General features: G+C 72.1%; 13 protein-coding genes. 7 read left to right on the top strand and 6 right to left on the bottom strand.

Annotated elements, in window-relative coordinates:
• Window positions 1-24 precede the first annotated feature (24 nt).
• The gene (locus ACLBWP_RS09465) at window positions 25-1,791 is read left to right on the top strand and encodes a phosphatase PAP2 family protein (RefSeq protein ID WP_447654969.1); all 1,767 of its coding nucleotides are present in this window, start codon (window positions 25-27) and stop codon (window positions 1,789-1,791) included.
• Between the two features lie 137 nt (window positions 1,792-1,928).
• A complete protein-coding gene (locus tag ACLBWP_RS09470; protein ID WP_447654970.1) occupies window positions 1,929-2,801 on the top strand; it encodes a L,D-transpeptidase in 873 nt (290 codons plus the stop codon).
• 7 nt (window positions 2,802-2,808) lie between these two features.
• Here ACLBWP_RS09470 and ACLBWP_RS09475 read toward each other — a convergent pair whose 3' ends face one another.
• Together ACLBWP_RS09475 and ACLBWP_RS09480 are read right to left on the bottom strand one after the other, a co-directional pair.
• On the bottom strand, window positions 2,809-3,597 hold the full coding sequence (locus tag ACLBWP_RS09475) for a trans-aconitate 2-methyltransferase (protein WP_447654971.1): 789 nt from the start codon (window positions 3,595-3,597) through the stop codon (window positions 2,809-2,811).
• A 2-nt stretch (window positions 3,598-3,599) separates the two neighbouring features.
• On the bottom strand, window positions 3,600-4,397 hold the full coding sequence (locus ACLBWP_RS09480; protein WP_243562331.1) for an HAD-IIA family hydrolase: 798 nt from the start codon (window positions 4,395-4,397) through the stop codon (window positions 3,600-3,602).
• A 92-nt stretch (window positions 4,398-4,489) separates the two neighbouring features.
• On the opposite strand from ACLBWP_RS09480, the gene ACLBWP_RS09485 reads away from it, so the two are divergent.
• From ACLBWP_RS09485 to ACLBWP_RS09500, 4 genes are read left to right on the top strand one after another with little or no spacing between them, the layout of a single operon-like run.
• Window positions 4,490-5,164: a TetR/AcrR family transcriptional regulator C-terminal domain-containing protein gene (locus tag ACLBWP_RS09485; protein WP_447654972.1), complete on the top strand. Its 675-nt coding sequence runs from the start codon at window positions 4,490-4,492 to the stop codon at window positions 5,162-5,164.
• Between the two features lie 36 nt (window positions 5,165-5,200).
• A complete protein-coding gene (locus ACLBWP_RS09490) occupies window positions 5,201-5,866 on the top strand; it encodes a hypothetical protein (protein ID WP_447654973.1) in 666 nt (221 codons plus the stop codon).
• Window positions 5,867-5,919: 53 nt separating this feature from the next.
• On the top strand, window positions 5,920-6,204 hold the full coding sequence (locus ACLBWP_RS09495; RefSeq protein WP_243562334.1) for a hypothetical protein: 285 nt from the start codon (window positions 5,920-5,922) through the stop codon (window positions 6,202-6,204).
• Between the two features lie 18 nt (window positions 6,205-6,222).
• The gene (locus ACLBWP_RS09500) at window positions 6,223-6,918 is read left to right on the top strand and encodes a TrmH family RNA methyltransferase (RefSeq protein WP_447654974.1); all 696 of its coding nucleotides are present in this window, start codon (window positions 6,223-6,225) and stop codon (window positions 6,916-6,918) included.
• Window positions 6,919-6,982: 64 nt separating this feature from the next.
• On the opposite strand, the gene ACLBWP_RS09505 is transcribed toward ACLBWP_RS09500, so the two are convergent.
• From ACLBWP_RS09505 to ACLBWP_RS09520, 4 genes are all read right to left on the bottom strand, one after another.
• Complete coding sequence (locus ACLBWP_RS09505) at window positions 6,983-7,981, bottom strand: LacI family DNA-binding transcriptional regulator (RefSeq protein WP_447654975.1); 999 nt, start codon at window positions 7,979-7,981, stop codon at window positions 6,983-6,985.
• Between the two features lie 223 nt (window positions 7,982-8,204).
• A complete protein-coding gene (locus tag ACLBWP_RS09510; protein ID WP_447654976.1) occupies window positions 8,205-10,274 on the bottom strand; it encodes a YhgE/Pip family protein in 2,070 nt (689 codons plus the stop codon).
• Window positions 10,271-10,999 carry a hypothetical protein gene (locus tag ACLBWP_RS09515; protein ID WP_447654977.1) on the bottom strand — a complete coding sequence of 243 codons (729 nt, stop codon included), beginning with the start codon at window positions 10,997-10,999 and terminating at the stop codon, window positions 10,271-10,273. The genes ACLBWP_RS09510 and ACLBWP_RS09515 overlap by 4 nt, the downstream gene beginning before the upstream one ends.
• Window positions 10,996-11,646 (bottom strand): TetR/AcrR family transcriptional regulator, encoded by a 651-nt coding sequence (locus ACLBWP_RS09520; RefSeq protein WP_447654978.1) that lies wholly within the window; start codon window positions 11,644-11,646, stop codon window positions 10,996-10,998. The genes ACLBWP_RS09515 and ACLBWP_RS09520 overlap by 4 nt, the downstream gene beginning before the upstream one ends.
• Before the next feature lie 153 nt (window positions 11,647-11,799).
• Between ACLBWP_RS09520 and ACLBWP_RS09525 the strand changes: the two genes are divergently transcribed.
• Window positions 11,800-15,426, top strand: coding sequence for a S8 family serine peptidase (locus tag ACLBWP_RS09525; RefSeq protein WP_447654979.1), 3,627 nt, complete (start codon window positions 11,800-11,802; stop codon window positions 15,424-15,426).
• Window positions 15,427-15,473 lie beyond the last annotated feature (47 nt).

Raw genomic sequence — 15,473 nt, forward strand, 5'->3', positions numbered from 1 at the left:
TCCGCACGCGCCATGGCCACAGGGGTGACAGTCGCAGCGATCGCGACGTCCCTGGTCATCGGCAACCCGCTCGTGGCGAACGCCGCGACCTACCCCAGTGACTCCGCCAAGCCCGACCTGGTCTCGCTGCTGAGCGGCTACGACTCCTTCTGGAAGTCCAGCGGCACGAACGACCTGCACGGCACGGTCGTCAGCGGTGCCACCCTGGCGCAGAACGACCAGCTGACCTCGTGGATCAACCAGAACGCCACGAAGGCGCAGCAGTTCACCGCGCTGCAGGACTCCGAGTACAAGAACACCCCGGCCGGGTACGACCAGTCGTCGACCGTGGGGCAGGGGCTCGGCGACGCGCTCGAGAAGCTCTACCTGCAGGGCCGGCAGAACGGCGACCTGCCCCTGACCGAGGCGCTCATCAACAGCAACACGGGTACGACCGGCGCGTACGTCAGCACCGGCACCGCGAAGGCGCACTTCAGTTACCCGCGCCCGTACCTGCCGACGGACGCCTCGGCGACCCTGCCGGCCGGCGACGACCAGGTCAACTGCGCACCCGCCAAGGTCAACGCGTCCTCGCTCGCCGCGAACCGCACCGGCAAGACCTGGGCGGACGCCAAGGGCAACCTGACGATCACGCGCGTGCCCGTGCAGACGGACACCACGCACGAGTTCTCGCCGAGCGACGTCGTCCTGGACCCGGGCTACGGGACCCAGGGCATCTGCACCGGCGGGTCGTACCCGAGCGGCCACACCACCACCGCGTACCAGGCCGGCATCACCCTGGCCACGCTGGTCCCCGAGCTCGCGCCGGAGATCCTGGCCCGCGCGTCCGAGAACGGCAACGACCGCATCGTGCTCGGCGTGCACTACCCGCTCGACATCATGGGTGGTCGCATGGACGGCGAGGCCGCCCTGGCAGCCCGCTGGTCCGACACCGCGTTCCGCACCGACGTGCTCGAGCCCGCCCGCAAGGAGCTCGTCAGCTACCTCGAGGCGAAGTGCGGCAACACCCTGGCGAAGTGCATCGCCGCCGAGAAGCCGTACCAGGACGACCCGTACGGCGGGAAGGCGATCCCCGGCGGCACGTCGCAGATCGTGACCGACCGCGCCTCGGCCGTGAAGGTCTACAACGAGCGCATGGACTACGGGTTCGCCAAGACCGGCACCACCGGCCTGGCCCCGAGCGTGCCGACCGGTGCCGAGAACCTGCTGCTCAGCACGTTCCCGACCCTGACCGACGCCCAGCGCACGGCCGTGCTCGCCCAGACCGAGATCGCCTCGGGTGACCCGCTCGACCAGTCCGGTACCCCGAACGGCTCGTGGGAGCGCATCGACCTGGCCGCTGCCACGAGCGCCACGGTCGACGTCGCTGCCGACGGTTCCGTCAAGGTCGTCTCGACCGGCGGCACCGCGAAGGTCGTCTCCGGCGTGCTGACCGCCCCGAACGGCACGACCGTGCAGGCCGGGTCGCAGCTCGCCCTGGCCGGCACCGGTCTGACCGCCGGCGCGACCTACCAGGTCGTGCTGCACAGCGACCCGGTGGTCGTCGGAACGCTGACCGCGGACGCGAACGGTGCCGTCACCGGCAGCGTCACGATCCCGGCGGGCACCGCGGCCGGATCGCACACCGTCGACCTGGTCGACGCCTCGGGCGCCTCGGCCGTCGTCGACCCGCTCGCGATCACCGTGACCGCTGCCCCCACCACGGGCGGCACCACCGGCACCGGCACGACCGGGTCCGGCACCACCGTCACCACGCCGACCGGCATCCACCTGCCCGTCGTCAGCGGCTGACGCATCCCACCCGCGGGCCGGCCGGCGCACCCAGCGTCGGTCGGCCCGCACCGGTTGGGTCGTCGGTCTGTCGACGGCCTGGAGGCTCGACCCGCCTCCGCCCCGCACCGCACGTCTCCCAGGAAGCCAGTTCCCCCTTGCAGAAGCGCACCCTCTGGACCACCGTCGGCATCGCCGCTGCGGCAGTCGTCGCCGCCGGCGCGCTCGCCGTCCCGCTGCTCGGGGGCACGAGCCCGTCGCCCGCCGCGCACCCGTCGGCCTCGGCGTCCGCCACGGCTGCTGCGCCCGCGGTGCCGTCCGTCAGCGCGCAGGCCGTCGCCGCGCTGCCCGAGGCGCAGTACTCCGCCGTCGTCGCCGGGCTGATGCCGTTCGCGCAGACGGTCACGAGCGACACCGTCTTCCACCTGCGCGCCGACGCCCCGCTGTTCGGCTCGGACCGGCACACCCCCGTCGCCCGGTTCGCCGCGACCGACTTCCTGCAGCAGCCGAGCACCGTCGTGGGGCTCCGCCGTCAGGGCGCGTGGGAGCTCGTCCTGACTCCCGCGCGTCAGCAGCTGCCGTCCGCCGCAGGCGCGTCCGGGGCGGCCGCGCAGACCTCGGCGTGGGTGCCGGTCGCCGCGCTCGAGCCCGCATCCACGCCGACGTCCCGCGTGGTCATCTCGACGAAGGACCAGCACGTGTCGATCGTGTCCGCCTCGGGCGCCGTGCAGCAGTCGTTCTCGGCCGGGGTCGGCACCACGGACACCCCGACGCCGACCGGCGTGACGGGCTACCTGGAGCAGCGCTACGTCGACGCGTCCCAGGGCACCGGCGACCACCCGATCCAGCTGACCTCGCTGCACTCCAGCGCTGCCGACGAGCCGTACGGCGGGCACGACGGCGGGCTGATCGGCATGCACTGGAACGCCGCCACCGCGGGGGCGATCTCGCACGGGTGTGTCCGGCTCGACGCCGACGCCGTGGCCGCGATCAACGCGCTGCCGCTCGGCACCCTGGTGACGGTCGAGTAGCTGCGGGTCAGCGCTTGTGGGCGACCGCGAAGACGCGGCGGAAGGGGAACACCGTGCCGTGTCGGCCTCGCGGGTACGCCTGGCGCAGCTGTTCGGCGTACGCGGCCTCGAACGCGCGGGTCAGCTCGCCGCTCGGCTCGGCCGCGTCGAGCGCAGCCAGTGCCGGGCGGAGTCCGGTGCCGCGGACCCACGTGAGGACCGGGTCCTCGCCGGGCAGCAGCTGCATGTACGTGGTCTCCCACGCGGTGGCCGCGAAGCCGTTGTCCTCGAACAGCTCGAGGTAGCCAGGAGCATCGAGCACGGGGTCGGCGCGCAGGACCCCGTCGAGCGCCGATGCCCACGGGCCCTCGGCCGCGACGGCCCGCATCAGCGCGTGCGACGGCGAGTCGAAGTTCCCGGGCACCTGCATCGCGAACCACGAGCCCTCGGGCATCGCGGCGAGCCATCCGGGCAGCAGCTCCGTGTGCGACGGGACCCACTGCAGCGCGGCGTTCGTGACGACGACGTCGTCCTCGGGCGTGGGAGCCCAGTCCTCGATCGCGCCGAGCTCGAACGACAGGTTCGGGAAGCGCTCGGTCAGGGGAGCCGCGTCCGCCAACATCTCGCTCGAGGAGTCCATCCCGACCACGCGAGCCGACGGCCACCGTTCGGCCAGGGCGGCGGTGAGGGCCCCGGGACCGCAGCCCAGGTCGACGACGCGACCAGGGGCCTCCAGTCCGATCTGGGCGACCAGGTCGTGGAACGGGCGCGACCGCTCGTCCTGGAACGCGGCGTACCGCGTCGGGTCCCAGCGCACCGCTACATCTCCACTTCGATGGGTTCCGTGCGCACGAGCTCGTGCACGCCGGAGATGACCTCGCTGGGACGGAACGGGTAGCGGTCGATCTCGGCCTGGTCGCTGATGCCCGTCATGACCAGGACGGTGTGCAGCCCGGCCTCGATGCCGGCCTGCACGTCGGTGTCCATCCGGTCGCCGATCATGCCCGTGTTCTCGGAGTGCGCCCCGATGCGGTTCATCGCCGAGCGGAACATCATCGGGTTCGGCTTGCCGACCACGTAGGGCTGCTTGCCGGTGGCTTTCTCGATCATCGCGGCGATCGCCCCCGTGGCGGGCAGGACGCCCTCGGCGCTCGGACCCGTCGCGTCCGGGTTCGTGACGATGAAGCGGGCGCCGTCGCGGATCAGGCGGACGGCCTTGGTGATCGCCTCGAACGAGTAGTTGCGGGTCTCGCCGACGACGACGTAGTCGGGGGCGGTCTCGGTCATGATGAAGCCGGCCTCGTGCAGGGCCGTCGTCATGCCGGCCTCGCCGATCACGAACGCCGATCCGCCGGGCATCTGCGACTTGCAGAAGTCGGCCGTGGCCAGGGCGCTCGTCCAGATGCGGTCCTCGGGCACGTCGATGCCGGACCAGCGCAAGCGGGCGCTCAGGTCGCGCGGCGTGAAGATCGAGTTGTTGGTCAGGACCAGGAACTCGGTGCCTTCGTCGAGCCACTGCTGGATGAGTTCCGGAGCGCCGGGGAGGGCCTGGTTCTCGTGCACGAGCACGCCGTCCATGTCCGTCAGCCAGCACTCGACCTCGTCGCGGGATGCCATGCGGTCAGACTAGTCGGCGCGCCTCGGGGCACCCGGGAACACCGAGCACCGGTAGGGTTTTTGCGGGACACGTACCGGAAGCAGGAGGCCCCGTGCTCGTCGAACCGAACACCGCCGACGATGCGGCCGTGGCGGGTGCCGCTACTGGCGCCGCACCCCGACGCCGGGGACGGCCCAACTCGCTCTCGCGCGAGCAGGTGATCGAGGCGGCGACCACGATCGCCAACGAGGACGGGCTCGACCGCTTGTCCTTCCGCGCGCTCGGCATGCGACTCGGCGTCGCACCGATGACCGTGCACCGGACGATCGGCGGCCTGGACGACCTGCACGCCGAGCTCGTGCGCAAGACCGTCGACGAGTTCACCGCCACCTTCGTGTGGCCCACCGACTGGCAGGACGTCGTCCGGACCTTCGCGAGGACCTTCCGCGACCTGATGGTCACCCACCCGCTCGTGCTCGAGTCACACAGCCAGCGCGCGCCGCTCGTGTCGTCGGAGTCCGACGCGGTGGTCGCCAAGGTCGTCGGGGCACTGCGTGACGGCGGGCTCGACGACGTCGAGGCGATGTACACGTTCTTCGTCGTGTACGACTTCGTGGTCGGGCACGCCGGTGTGCTGGTCGGCCGGGGGGACTCCGAGGCGGGGAAGCCCGAGCGGCACGCGCTGGTGGGGGAGATCCTCGGCACACACTCGTACGGCACCCGGTTCGAGCTGGGGCTGGACATCCTGCTGGCGGGCATCGAGGCGCGGCTGCCGCAGGCGTCCTGACGGCCGTCGCGATCGCTGCGCTACCGTTCTGCTCTTGTGGGACTGACAGCCGAAGAACGCGTGCAGCGGGCGCTCGCTGCGTTCGAGCGCGGTGACCGTCGCGCTGCGTGGGAGTCGCTCCGGACGATGGCGCGGAGGGAACCCGGCGAACCCGCCTACCGACGCGCCCTGGTGACGACGTACCGCGCCGCCGGGCACCTCGACCAGTCCGCCCGGTGGGGTGCATCCGAGCCGTCGCTGCTCGACGAACGCGAGCGTCGCATCCTGCATCGGGCAGCGGCGCGCGCTGCGTCCGAGGGGGAGTTCCGCGCCTACCTGGCGATCCCCGGGGCGCTGCCTCCCGAGGTCGCACAGGCACTGCCGTCGTGCTCCGACCAGTTCCGTCGGCGCCGCCATCGGGTCGCGGACGAACTCGCCATCGCCGCCGGGATCGTCGCGGCGGTCCTCGTCGGCCCGGCTCTCGCGATCGGCCTGGGTGTGACGCTCGTGCAGGCGTTCCTCGGGCATCCGGCGGCGTTCTCGGCAGCGCAGATCACGGCGACGATCGTGCTGTTCGGCGCCGTCGGGCTCGGGGTGCTCCTGCTGCTCGTGTCGGCGCTGCGCGGATGGTGGGTGCGGGCCGCGCTGCTGCTCATCGTCGTTGCGGCGGGTGTGGTCGTGCTCGGAGGCGCTGACCTGACCTCGATGACGCCGTTCGGTTGACCTTCTGTCCGACCGTCTGGCAGAGTGTGGAACATCACACTTCAGGAGGGGTCATGCGGCAGCGAACAGGGCGGCAGACCGAGGTCGTGGTCGCCGGCGGGGTGCTCGGGTTCGTGGCCGGGGTCGTCGTGGACCTGGCGCTCGTGGCGTGGGCGTTCAGTGCAGCGTTCCGCGGCGATCCGCTCGTGCGGCTCGGCACGATGCTCCGGACGATCGAGGGGCACGGCTCGGTCACGGTGGTGAGCGGCGCGGGCATGGTCCTGGCGCCGCTCGTCGTCGGGGTGATCGGAGCGCTCGCCGGCTTCCTGCTCAGCGGCAGGCCGAGGGCGTCACCGTGAGCGCCCTACGCTGGACCGGTGACCGACCAGCCCCAGCCGTCGCAGCCGTCACCGTCGGCACAGCCGTCGCTGCCCGAGCCCTCGCACGAGCGCACGACGAACGGCGTCGGACCGCACCCCCGGCCCTGGCCCGACGATGCCCGACTCGACACCGAGTTGCTCGAGCACGGCGACACCCGCAACGTGCTGGACCACTACCGGTACTGGTCGATGGAGGCCATCGTCGCCGACCTCGACACCCGTCGGCACGGGTTCGACGTGGCGATCGAGAACTGGCAGCACGACCTGAACATCGGGTCGATCGTCCGCAGCGCCAACGCGTTCCTGGCCGGCACCGTGCACATCATCGGGCGCCGGCGCTGGAACCGCCGCGGAGCGATGGTCACCGACCGCTACCAGCACGTGCGGAACCACCCCGACGTCGACGCGTTCCTGCAGGCCATGCGTGACGAGGGCCGTCCGGTCATCGCGATCGACAACACCCCGGGTGCGACGATGCTCGAGTCGACCGAGCTGCCCGAGCGCTGCGTGTTCCTGTTCGGACAAGAGGGGCCGGGCCTGACCGACGAGGCCGTCGCCGGCGCGGACGCGCACCTGGAGATCGCGCAGTACGGGTCGACGCGCAGCATCAACGCCTCGGCTGCCGCTGCGATCGTGATGCACAGCTGGATCGTCCAGCACGCAGCGCCCCCGCCCCCGCCTCCGTCGTCGTGAGCCGAGCCGAGCCGAGGGTGAGCCGGGCTGACGCACCGGGGCCGAGCCGGGCCTCCAGGCCGCGTCAGCGCGTGGCGGTCGTGCGCCGCGCGACCAGCCGCGGCTCGACCAGGTACTCCTGCGCAACCACGGACGGGTCCGCGATCCGCGCGAGCAGTCGCTCGCCCGCCCCACGGCCGATCTCCACCGACCGGTCGTCGATGCTCGTCAGGCCGACGTAGCGCGTCGCTGCCACCGGGGTGTCGTCGTAGCCGATGACGGAGACGTCCTCGGGGACTCGCAGCCCGCGCTCGGTCAATGCGGACATGGCGCCCAGTGCCATCACGTCGTTCGCTGCGAACAGCGCGGTGACCTCCGGGTGCTCCTCGAACAGCGTTCGTGCGGCGTGCAGGCCGGCGTCCTCCGTCAGCTCGCCCGGGAGGATCGTGGTCACGACCGTCGCGTCGGTCCCGCTGTCCGCCACGCCGGCCTCGAACCCCGCGCGACGTTCCAGGGACGCGGCCGAGCCCGCCCCGACGAAGCCGAGCGTGCGGTGGCCCAGGGTGAGCAGGTGGTCGGCGGCCATGCGGCCTCCGGCACGGTCGTCGTTCGCGACGGTGTCGGCGCGGGGGATCGACACGCGGCCGCCGGCGATGACGAGCGGCATCGAGGCGGGGATCGCCAGGTCGGTGTCGGGCTCGCCGGCGATGACGATGCCCTCGACGCGCATCGACAGGAAGCCCTCGACTGGTGAGGCGTCGAGACCCGTGTTGAGGAACCGGTCGGCGACGACGAGCCGGTGCCCCTGGTCCTGCAGCGACTCGCGCAGGCCGGTCAGCAGGTCGACGAACCACTGGTTGCGGAAGTCGTCGAGCACCACGCCGATCGTGCGACTGCGGGTGCCGGCGAGGGAGACGGCCGCGGTCGAGGGACGGTAGTCGAGCTCCTGGATGGCCTGCAGCACGGCAGCCCGGCGTTGCTCACTGACACGGGGGGAGCGCTGCAGCACGAGGGACACGAGCGACTTCGACACCCCCGCGCGGGCAGCGACGTCGTAGATCGTCGCGGGTTTCGCGTCAGGCATCGTCGGCATCGACCTCCAGCTCGTCCCTCGATGCTATCGGTGCGTCGCTGGTGGCTTCGTGAGGGTGCGTCAGTCGTGCTGGCGCGTCCCGCTCGCACGCTCGCGCCGCGCGGCTTCGCACCCCGTTGCAGACATCGCGCCCCGCGGGAACGGAGCGCGATGTTCGCCACGGGGTGCGATCCGCGGATCGCGAGCGGAGCGCGGCGGAGCGCGGCCGCGCGCGCTACCCGATCAGGCTCGGGCGCAGGTCGCGCAGCGTGCGGGCGCGGCCCTGACGGGAGGCCACCACGAAGCTGACCAGCAGCGCGCCGAGCATCCAGCACGCCAGCACGCCAGCGTCCGACCACGCGGCGCTCATCGACCCGCCGTACATCGTCTGCCGGAGCGCATCGACGGAGTACGTCATCGGCAGGGCGAAGTGCAGCGCTGCCAACGGCCCGGGCAGCGTCTGCCAGGGGAAGGTGCCGCCAGCCGTGACGAGCTGCACGAGCATGAGCACCAGGCCGAGGAACTGTCCGACCGACCCGAGCAGCACGTTGAGCGCCATCAGGATCGCCGCGAACGTCGCCGAGGCCAGCACCATCACGCCGATCGTCGCGACGGGCAGCTGCACACCCAGGTCGAGGGCGAACCGCACGATGAAGAACAGCGCCACCATCTGCACGATCCCGAGCACCACGGGGGTGAACCACCCGCCCAGGACGATCGACAGCGGCTTCCGCACGGCGGTGATCGCCCGCTTCGAGATCGGCTTGAGGATGAGGAACAGCGCGTACATGCCGATCCAGGCTGCCAGCGAGATGAAGAACGGTGCCAGGCCGGCGCCGTAGTTGTCCGCCGCCGCGACGTTGTCGTCGCCGACCTTGACCGGGTCGGAGATCACCGACGCCTGGTCGTTCCGCTGCGAGGCCGTCGATGCGGGGATCTTCGTGCGCCCCTGGTCGAGCTGGTCGGCGAGCTTCGTGGAGCCGTCCTGCAGCGTGTGCAGCCCGGACGCCAGCGAGTCGGCACCCGAGGACGCCGTCGCGGCTCCGGTCGACAACTGCGCCGCCCCGTCGGACAGCTTCGGTGCGGCAGCGGCCAGCGCCGAGGTGCCGGACGCGACCTGCGACGCCCCGCTCGACAGCGACGAGGCGCCGGACGCCGCCGACGCGATCCCGTTCGACAGCGTGGGCGCCGCCGCGGCGAGCTGCTGCGTGCCCGCGTACAGCTGGGCTGACCCGTCTCGCAGGCTGTCGATGCCCTGCAGGCCGGTCTTGGCGTCGGCCAGTCGCTTCTGGGTCACGGGGTCGTCCAGGCGGGTCTTCACGCCGCTCTCGATCGCGGCCTTCGCCTGCGGGGTCAGCGTCACGCCCTGGTCGGTGACGGCCTGCTCGATCGCTGCGGACACGCTCTCCGGAGTGAGTGCGTTCACCGCGTCGAGCGCCGGGTCCGTCGTTCCCGCGAGCACGGCGAGGTTCTCGGACAGGGTCTTCGCGCCACCGTTGAGCTGCGCCGTCTGCGCCGGCAACGCCGCCGTCTGGTCAGCCGCGGACTGCAACCCGCTCGACAACGACGACGCCCCGGCAGCGACCTGCTGTGCCCCGCTGTTGAGCTTCGTGGTCTGCGCCGGCAGCGACGCCGTACCCGACGCCAGCGACGCCGCACCCGACGCGAGCGCCGCGTTGCCGGACGCCAGCTGGTCCGCTCCCGACGACGCCGAGGCTGCGCCGGACGCCAGCTGCCCAGCACCGTCGACCGCGTCGCCCAGACTGTCACGCACGTCGGCCAGCCCGACCAGCAGGGTCTTGGCGGCCTGTTTGCCGACCTGCTCGGCGACGGCGGTGCGCATGGTCTTGCCCGCCTGCTCGGCGATGGTCGAGGCCAGGTACGAGTTGGTGTCGGCCGTGGTCATCACGAGTTCGGCGCGCTTCGGGTCGTCCGACTGCGCGGACACCAGCGACTCCGAGAAGTCGTGCGGGATCGTCACGACGAAGTCGTACGTGCCGTTGCGCACCCCGGAGCGGGCGTCGGCCGCGGTGGTCTGCTTCCACGCGAAGTCGGCACCGTCGATCGCACGGTCTGCGACGTCGGTGCCGTAGTCCACGCGCTTGCCGTCGAGGGTCGCGCCGGCGTCCTGGTTGACGATTGCCGCGGGCACCTTGTCGAGCGCCGCGTACGGGTCGCGGTTGGCCCACAGGTACGCGCCGCCGTACAGCAGCGGCACGATCATCAGGGCGAGGAACGCCAGCCGGGCGAGCGGGGTGGCGGTGAGGCGCGCGAGTTCGGCGCGGACGAGCGAGGTGGTGGTCACGAGCGGTTCTCCACAGGAGCGGTCTGGAGGCGCGGGGCGTCTCCGTCGGGAAGGGTCGCGTCGTCGGGACCGGGGGTTTCGGGGCTGCCCTCGTCGGGCAGGCCGTCGTGCGGCACCGGGATGGTCGCCAGCAGCCGCTCGGCGGTCTCGGCCGCGGCCTTCGAGGTGACCAGCAGCACGGTGATGCCGCGCGCGGCGACGTCACGGACGACGGCGAACCAGCTGTCGACCGCGCCGCCGTGGCGCTCGGGTGCGGTGATGACGAGCGCGGTCACGCCATCCCGCAGCAGGGCGAGCTCGACCAGCAGCCGGACCCGCACCGCGGTGGGGACGCGCTGCACGGCGGTGTCGGCGTACGTGGTCATGCCGAGTTCGTCGAGCACGGTGTCGACGTGCTGGCGCGAGGGGCGCTGCCCGGCGAACGCGAGTTCTTCGCGCACGATGCGGCGGAGCGTCATCACGGGGAAGGGTTCGGCGACGCCCGGGGTGTCGACGAGGGCGACGGTGCGGCGCATCGCCGCGGGGTCCTCGTGGCCGTCGAGCAGCACCCGCCCGTGTTCGGCGTGCATCCGCCCGCCGGCGACGAGCGATGCCAGCACCGGGGCCTGTTCGGTCTCGACGGCGACGATGCCCGGGCGGTACGGACCGGCCACGGCGGACACGCGGGGGAGTGCCGCGCCCGGTTCGTCCCCGATGCCGGCGTCCTGGATCTCGATGGTGGTCACGCGGGGGCCTCCGTGGGGGTGGTGGTGTCGGCGGGTTCGCTGAGCAGTGCGGTGCGCCAGTCGATGCCCGCGATGCCGAGCGCCGACACGACGACCATGCGCCGGCCGTCGTGGTCCGAGGTGCCCGACCGGGTGGCCTCGTCGAGGACGGCGATGCACGCGTCCTCGACCAGGCGGCCGAGCGAGTCGGCGGAGACGTCGTTGCGCATCGAGCCGTCGGCGATCCCGAGCGCGCAGGCGTCCCGCACCTGGGCCCGCAGCGACGCGAACACCTGCGCCACGGACTCGCTGTACGGGCTGCTGACGGCGATGCGCGCCATCGAACGGACGTGCGACACCTCGGACCACAGCGTGACGGCGATGGCCGCGATGCGCGCTGCCGGGGGCAGGTCGCGCAGGTCGGACGGCGTCGGCATCGCTCCCGCCACACGGGCGGCGCCGGCCGTGACGACGGCGCGGACCAGGTCGTCACGCGACGGGAAGTGTCCGTAGACCGCACGGCGGGACAGCCCGGCGGCGGTCGCGATGGACTCGAGCGAGGCGTCCGGATCCCGCTGCAGCACGGTCTTCGCGGCGTCGATCAGCGCAGCGCGGTTCTCGGTCGCGTCGCGCCGCGGGGCACGGGTCGAGGGCTCGGGAGTGGTCACGCACCCCATCGTACTAACGTGCACACTGCTGTGCAAGATCAGAGGTTCGGGGTACCCCTGTTCAGGGGACGTCCCCCGAAGTGCCGACTCCCCCGCCTGAGTGGAAGCACATAGCTTCGGGGCAATTCCCCAGCAACACGGACGGAGCTCCAAGTGCCCCCAGTGACCCGTGCAACACCGAACGAACCCGAGAACCCGAGGACCCCGAACACCCGCCGCTTCACCCGCGTCGCGACCGCCCTGGTGGCAGCCGGCGCCCTGGCCTGCGGCGGACTCGCCGTCGGTGGAGCAGCCGTCGCAGCACCGACCGGCCTGTCGTCGGCGGACCTGAAGCTCGCGCAGCCCCTGCGTGACGCCAAGCCGCAGAGCACGATCGCGGCCTTCGTTCGGACGACGGGCGAAGGCGCCCTCGCCGTGGACGCGAAGGCCAAGGGCGGCGACCTGACGAAGTCGACGACCCAGTCGAGCGCCGCGAAGCAGCGGGTGTCGGCCATCACGTCGACGACCGACCAGGTCACGGCCGCGGTGCAGTCGGCCGACGGCGACGCGACCGAGCTGTACACGACCGAGTACACCGTCCCCGGTGTCGCCGTCGTGGCGGACGTCGCAGCACTCCGCAAGGTCGCGGAGCGCTCCGACGTCGCGAGCGTCATCCCGCTCACCCCGAAGAAGATCGTCCAGCCGACGGTCAACGACAGCACCACCGCGGCCCCGAGCGGCGTCGACCCCGACCTGGTCAAGCCGGGCGCGGACGGCGTCACCCCGAAGAACGCGGCCAGCGACGTCTACACGCGGGCCCTCGACGCCTGGCAGCAGACCGGCCACACCGGCAAGGGCGTCAACGTCGCCGTGCTGGACACCGGCCTGGACTACACGCAGGCGGACTTCGGCGGCCCCGGCACCGCGGACGCCTACGCCGCAGCGCTGGCGAACACGGGCGCTCCGGCAGCGGGCTCGTACGACCCGCAGAAGTTCCTGGGCGGCTACGACTTCGCCGGCCCCACGTACAACGCCGACCCGTCGAGCCCCGACTACGACCCGACCCCGGCACCGGACGACAACCCCATCGACGGCAAGGGCGGCGACCACGGCACGCACGTGTCGGGCACCATCGCCGGCTACGGGCTCGACGCCGACAAGAAGACCTTCCGGGGCAACTACAAGAAGCTGACCACGCAGACCGTGCAGGACATGTGGATCGGCCCGGGCACCGCGCCCGAGGCCGGCCTGTACGCGCTCAAGGTCTTCGGCGACAACGGCGGCTCGACCGACGTCACGGGCGCTGCGCTCGACTGGGTCGGCCAGGCGCTGACCGAGGGCAAGGACATCAACGTCCTGAACCTGTCGCTCGGCTCGGACTACGGCGCACCGGACGACCCCGACAACGCGAAGATCGACGCGCTCACCGCCCGCGGTGTCCTGCCCGTCATCGCCTCGGGCAACGCCGACGACTTCACCGACATCGGTGGCTCGCCGGGGAACGCCGAGGGTGCCCTGACGGTCGCCGCGAGCGCCACCGGCCAGAGCCTGTACGACGGCGTCCAGGCGACCGCTCCGGCGGACGTCGCGAAGACGTACCGCGCGCAGTACTCGCAGAACTACCAGGGCACGCTGCCCGTCGAGGGCGACGTCGTCGTCCCGACCAGCAACGTCGACGGGTGTGCGGCGTTCAGCGCCGAGGACGCGGCGGCGATCGCGGGCAAGGTCGTCTGGCTCAAGTGGACCGACGCGCAGCTGGAGTGCGGCTCCGGCGTGCGCTTCAGCAACGTGCAGGCAGCCGGCGGTGTCGGTGTCCTGCTCGCCGGGACGATCAACACCTTCGACTCGGGCATCGCGGGCAACGCCACCATCCCGGGTGCCGAGCTGACCCGTGACAGTGCTGCGAGCCTCCAGTCCGCGGCCCAGGCCGGGACCCTGCACGTGCGGTTCGCCGACGAGCTCAAGGGCTTCCAGCTCGCGACCGACGCCGACGCCGTGAACACGCTCGCGTCGTTCACCAGCCGCGGCGTGCACGGTTCGTTCGACGACATCGTCAAGCCCGACGTTGCCGGTCCCGGGGTCAACGTGATCTCGGCGGCCAACGGCACCGGTGACGGCCGCATGTCGATGAGCGGCACCTCGATGGCGACCCCGGACGTCGCCGGCATCGCCGCGCTGACGTTCGAGTCGCACCCGACGTGGTCCGCTCCGGACGTCAAGGCGACGCTCATGAACACCGCCACGCACGACGTGCGCGACGGTGACGGCAACGCCACCCTGCTGCGCCAGGGCACCGGCCGGGTCGACGCGCTGCAGGCGGTCACCGCCGGCACCACGGTGCGCAGCGTCGAGAACGACCAGCTCGTGACGGCGTCGTTCGGTGTCGTCGAGGTCGCCTCGCCGACCACCGAGAAGCGCACCCTGCAGATCGAGAACACCGACGGCCGGCCGCACACGTACGACGTGGCGTACCAGTCGCGGGTCGCCCAGACGGGTGTCGCGTTCACGGTCGACAAGCAGCGCGTCACGGTCGTCCCGCACGGCACCGCCACCGTCACGCTGACGATGACGATCGCCGACCCGACCAAGCTCACCCGCACGATCGACCCCACGCAGGAGTCGGTCCAGCAGGGCTACGAGCGGGAGCTCGTCGCCGCGGCCACCGGGCTGGTGACCTTCACCCCGACCGACAGCAAGCTGAACCCGCTGCGGCTGGCGACCTACGCCGCTCCCAAGGCGGTCAGCGCGGTGCACGGTGGGGACGTCACCTTCGCTGCCGACACGACGAGCGCCGACGTGACCCTGACGGGCCGCGGCGTGACCGGAGCCCTGGTGGCACCGTTCGTGCTCGGTGGGACGGACCCGCAGGAGACGTTCGCGGACGGCTCGGCGAAGCAGTCGCTGCAGGCCGCTGACGTCCGCGCCTTCGGAGCCAGTGCGGCCGACGGCACGCTGGCGTTCGGGGTGCAGACGGCCGGTCCAGACGCCAACCCCGGCGCCGTGACCAACGTCGAGGTGCTCATCGACGCCGACCGTGACGGCACGCCGGACTACCTGGTGTACGACGCCAAGTCGGCCGCGGTGGACGCCACGTTCGCGACGACGATCGACCTGGCCACCGGCGAGACGCTCGACGCCCAGCCGCTGAACGGTGGGGCGCCCGGACAGGACGTCAACACGTTCGACAGCGCGGTGAAGGTGCTGACCGTGTCGCAGGACGCGATCGGCGTCACGGGAGCGTTCGACTACTCGGTGCTGACCGAGTCGGCCTACGCTCCGGCACGCGCCACGGACGGCTCGTCCGTGGTGGACGAGACGGGCACGGCCACGTTCGACCCGTCCGCCCCGTCGCTGTCCTTCGCCCAGGGTGGCACCGCCGGCGTGCTGTTCTCCGACGCCGGATCGCTGCAGGTGACCCGCGCCGCCGACACCACGTCGACCCCGCGCATCCTGCTGCTGCACCTGCACAACGCGGTCGGCGACCAGGCGGACACGCTCGGGACCTCGGTCGCGCAGCCCGTCCTGGCCCTCCGTCCGGGCAGCGCGGTCACGGTGTCGGGCTCTCCGCTGGTCGGCAAGAAGCTGACCGCGCAGCACGGTGACTGGAACGCCCGCGGTGTGACGTACTCGTACCAGTGGCTCCGTGACGGCAAGGCGGTCAAGGGTGCCGACGGCAAGGGGTACAAGCTCGGCTCGTCCGACGTCGGCCACCGCTTCCAGGTGACGGTCACGGCAACGGCGAAGGGCTACCAGACCGGCTCCGCCACCTCCGCGAAGACCGCGAAGGTCACCCGCCGCTAGTCGCGCGGCACGCTCCGGAAGACGCCGGGTCCCGTTCGGGATCCGGC

It is taken from the genome of Microbacterium sp. M1A1_1b (genome assembly GCF_053345565.1).

Excerpts from the sequence above, each read along its gene's own strand:
- ACLBWP_RS09480 (WP_243562331.1), bottom strand. The coding sequence starts at position 4,397 with ATGGCATCCCGCGACGAGGTCGAGTGCTGGCTGACGGACATGGACGGC.
- ACLBWP_RS09495 (WP_243562334.1), top strand. The coding sequence starts at position 5,920 with ATGCGGCAGCGAACAGGGCGGCAGACCGAGGTCGTGGTCGCCGGCGGG.
- ACLBWP_RS09505 (WP_447654975.1), bottom strand. The coding sequence starts at position 7,981 with ATGCCTGACGCGAAACCCGCGACGATCTACGACGTCGCTGCCCGCGCG.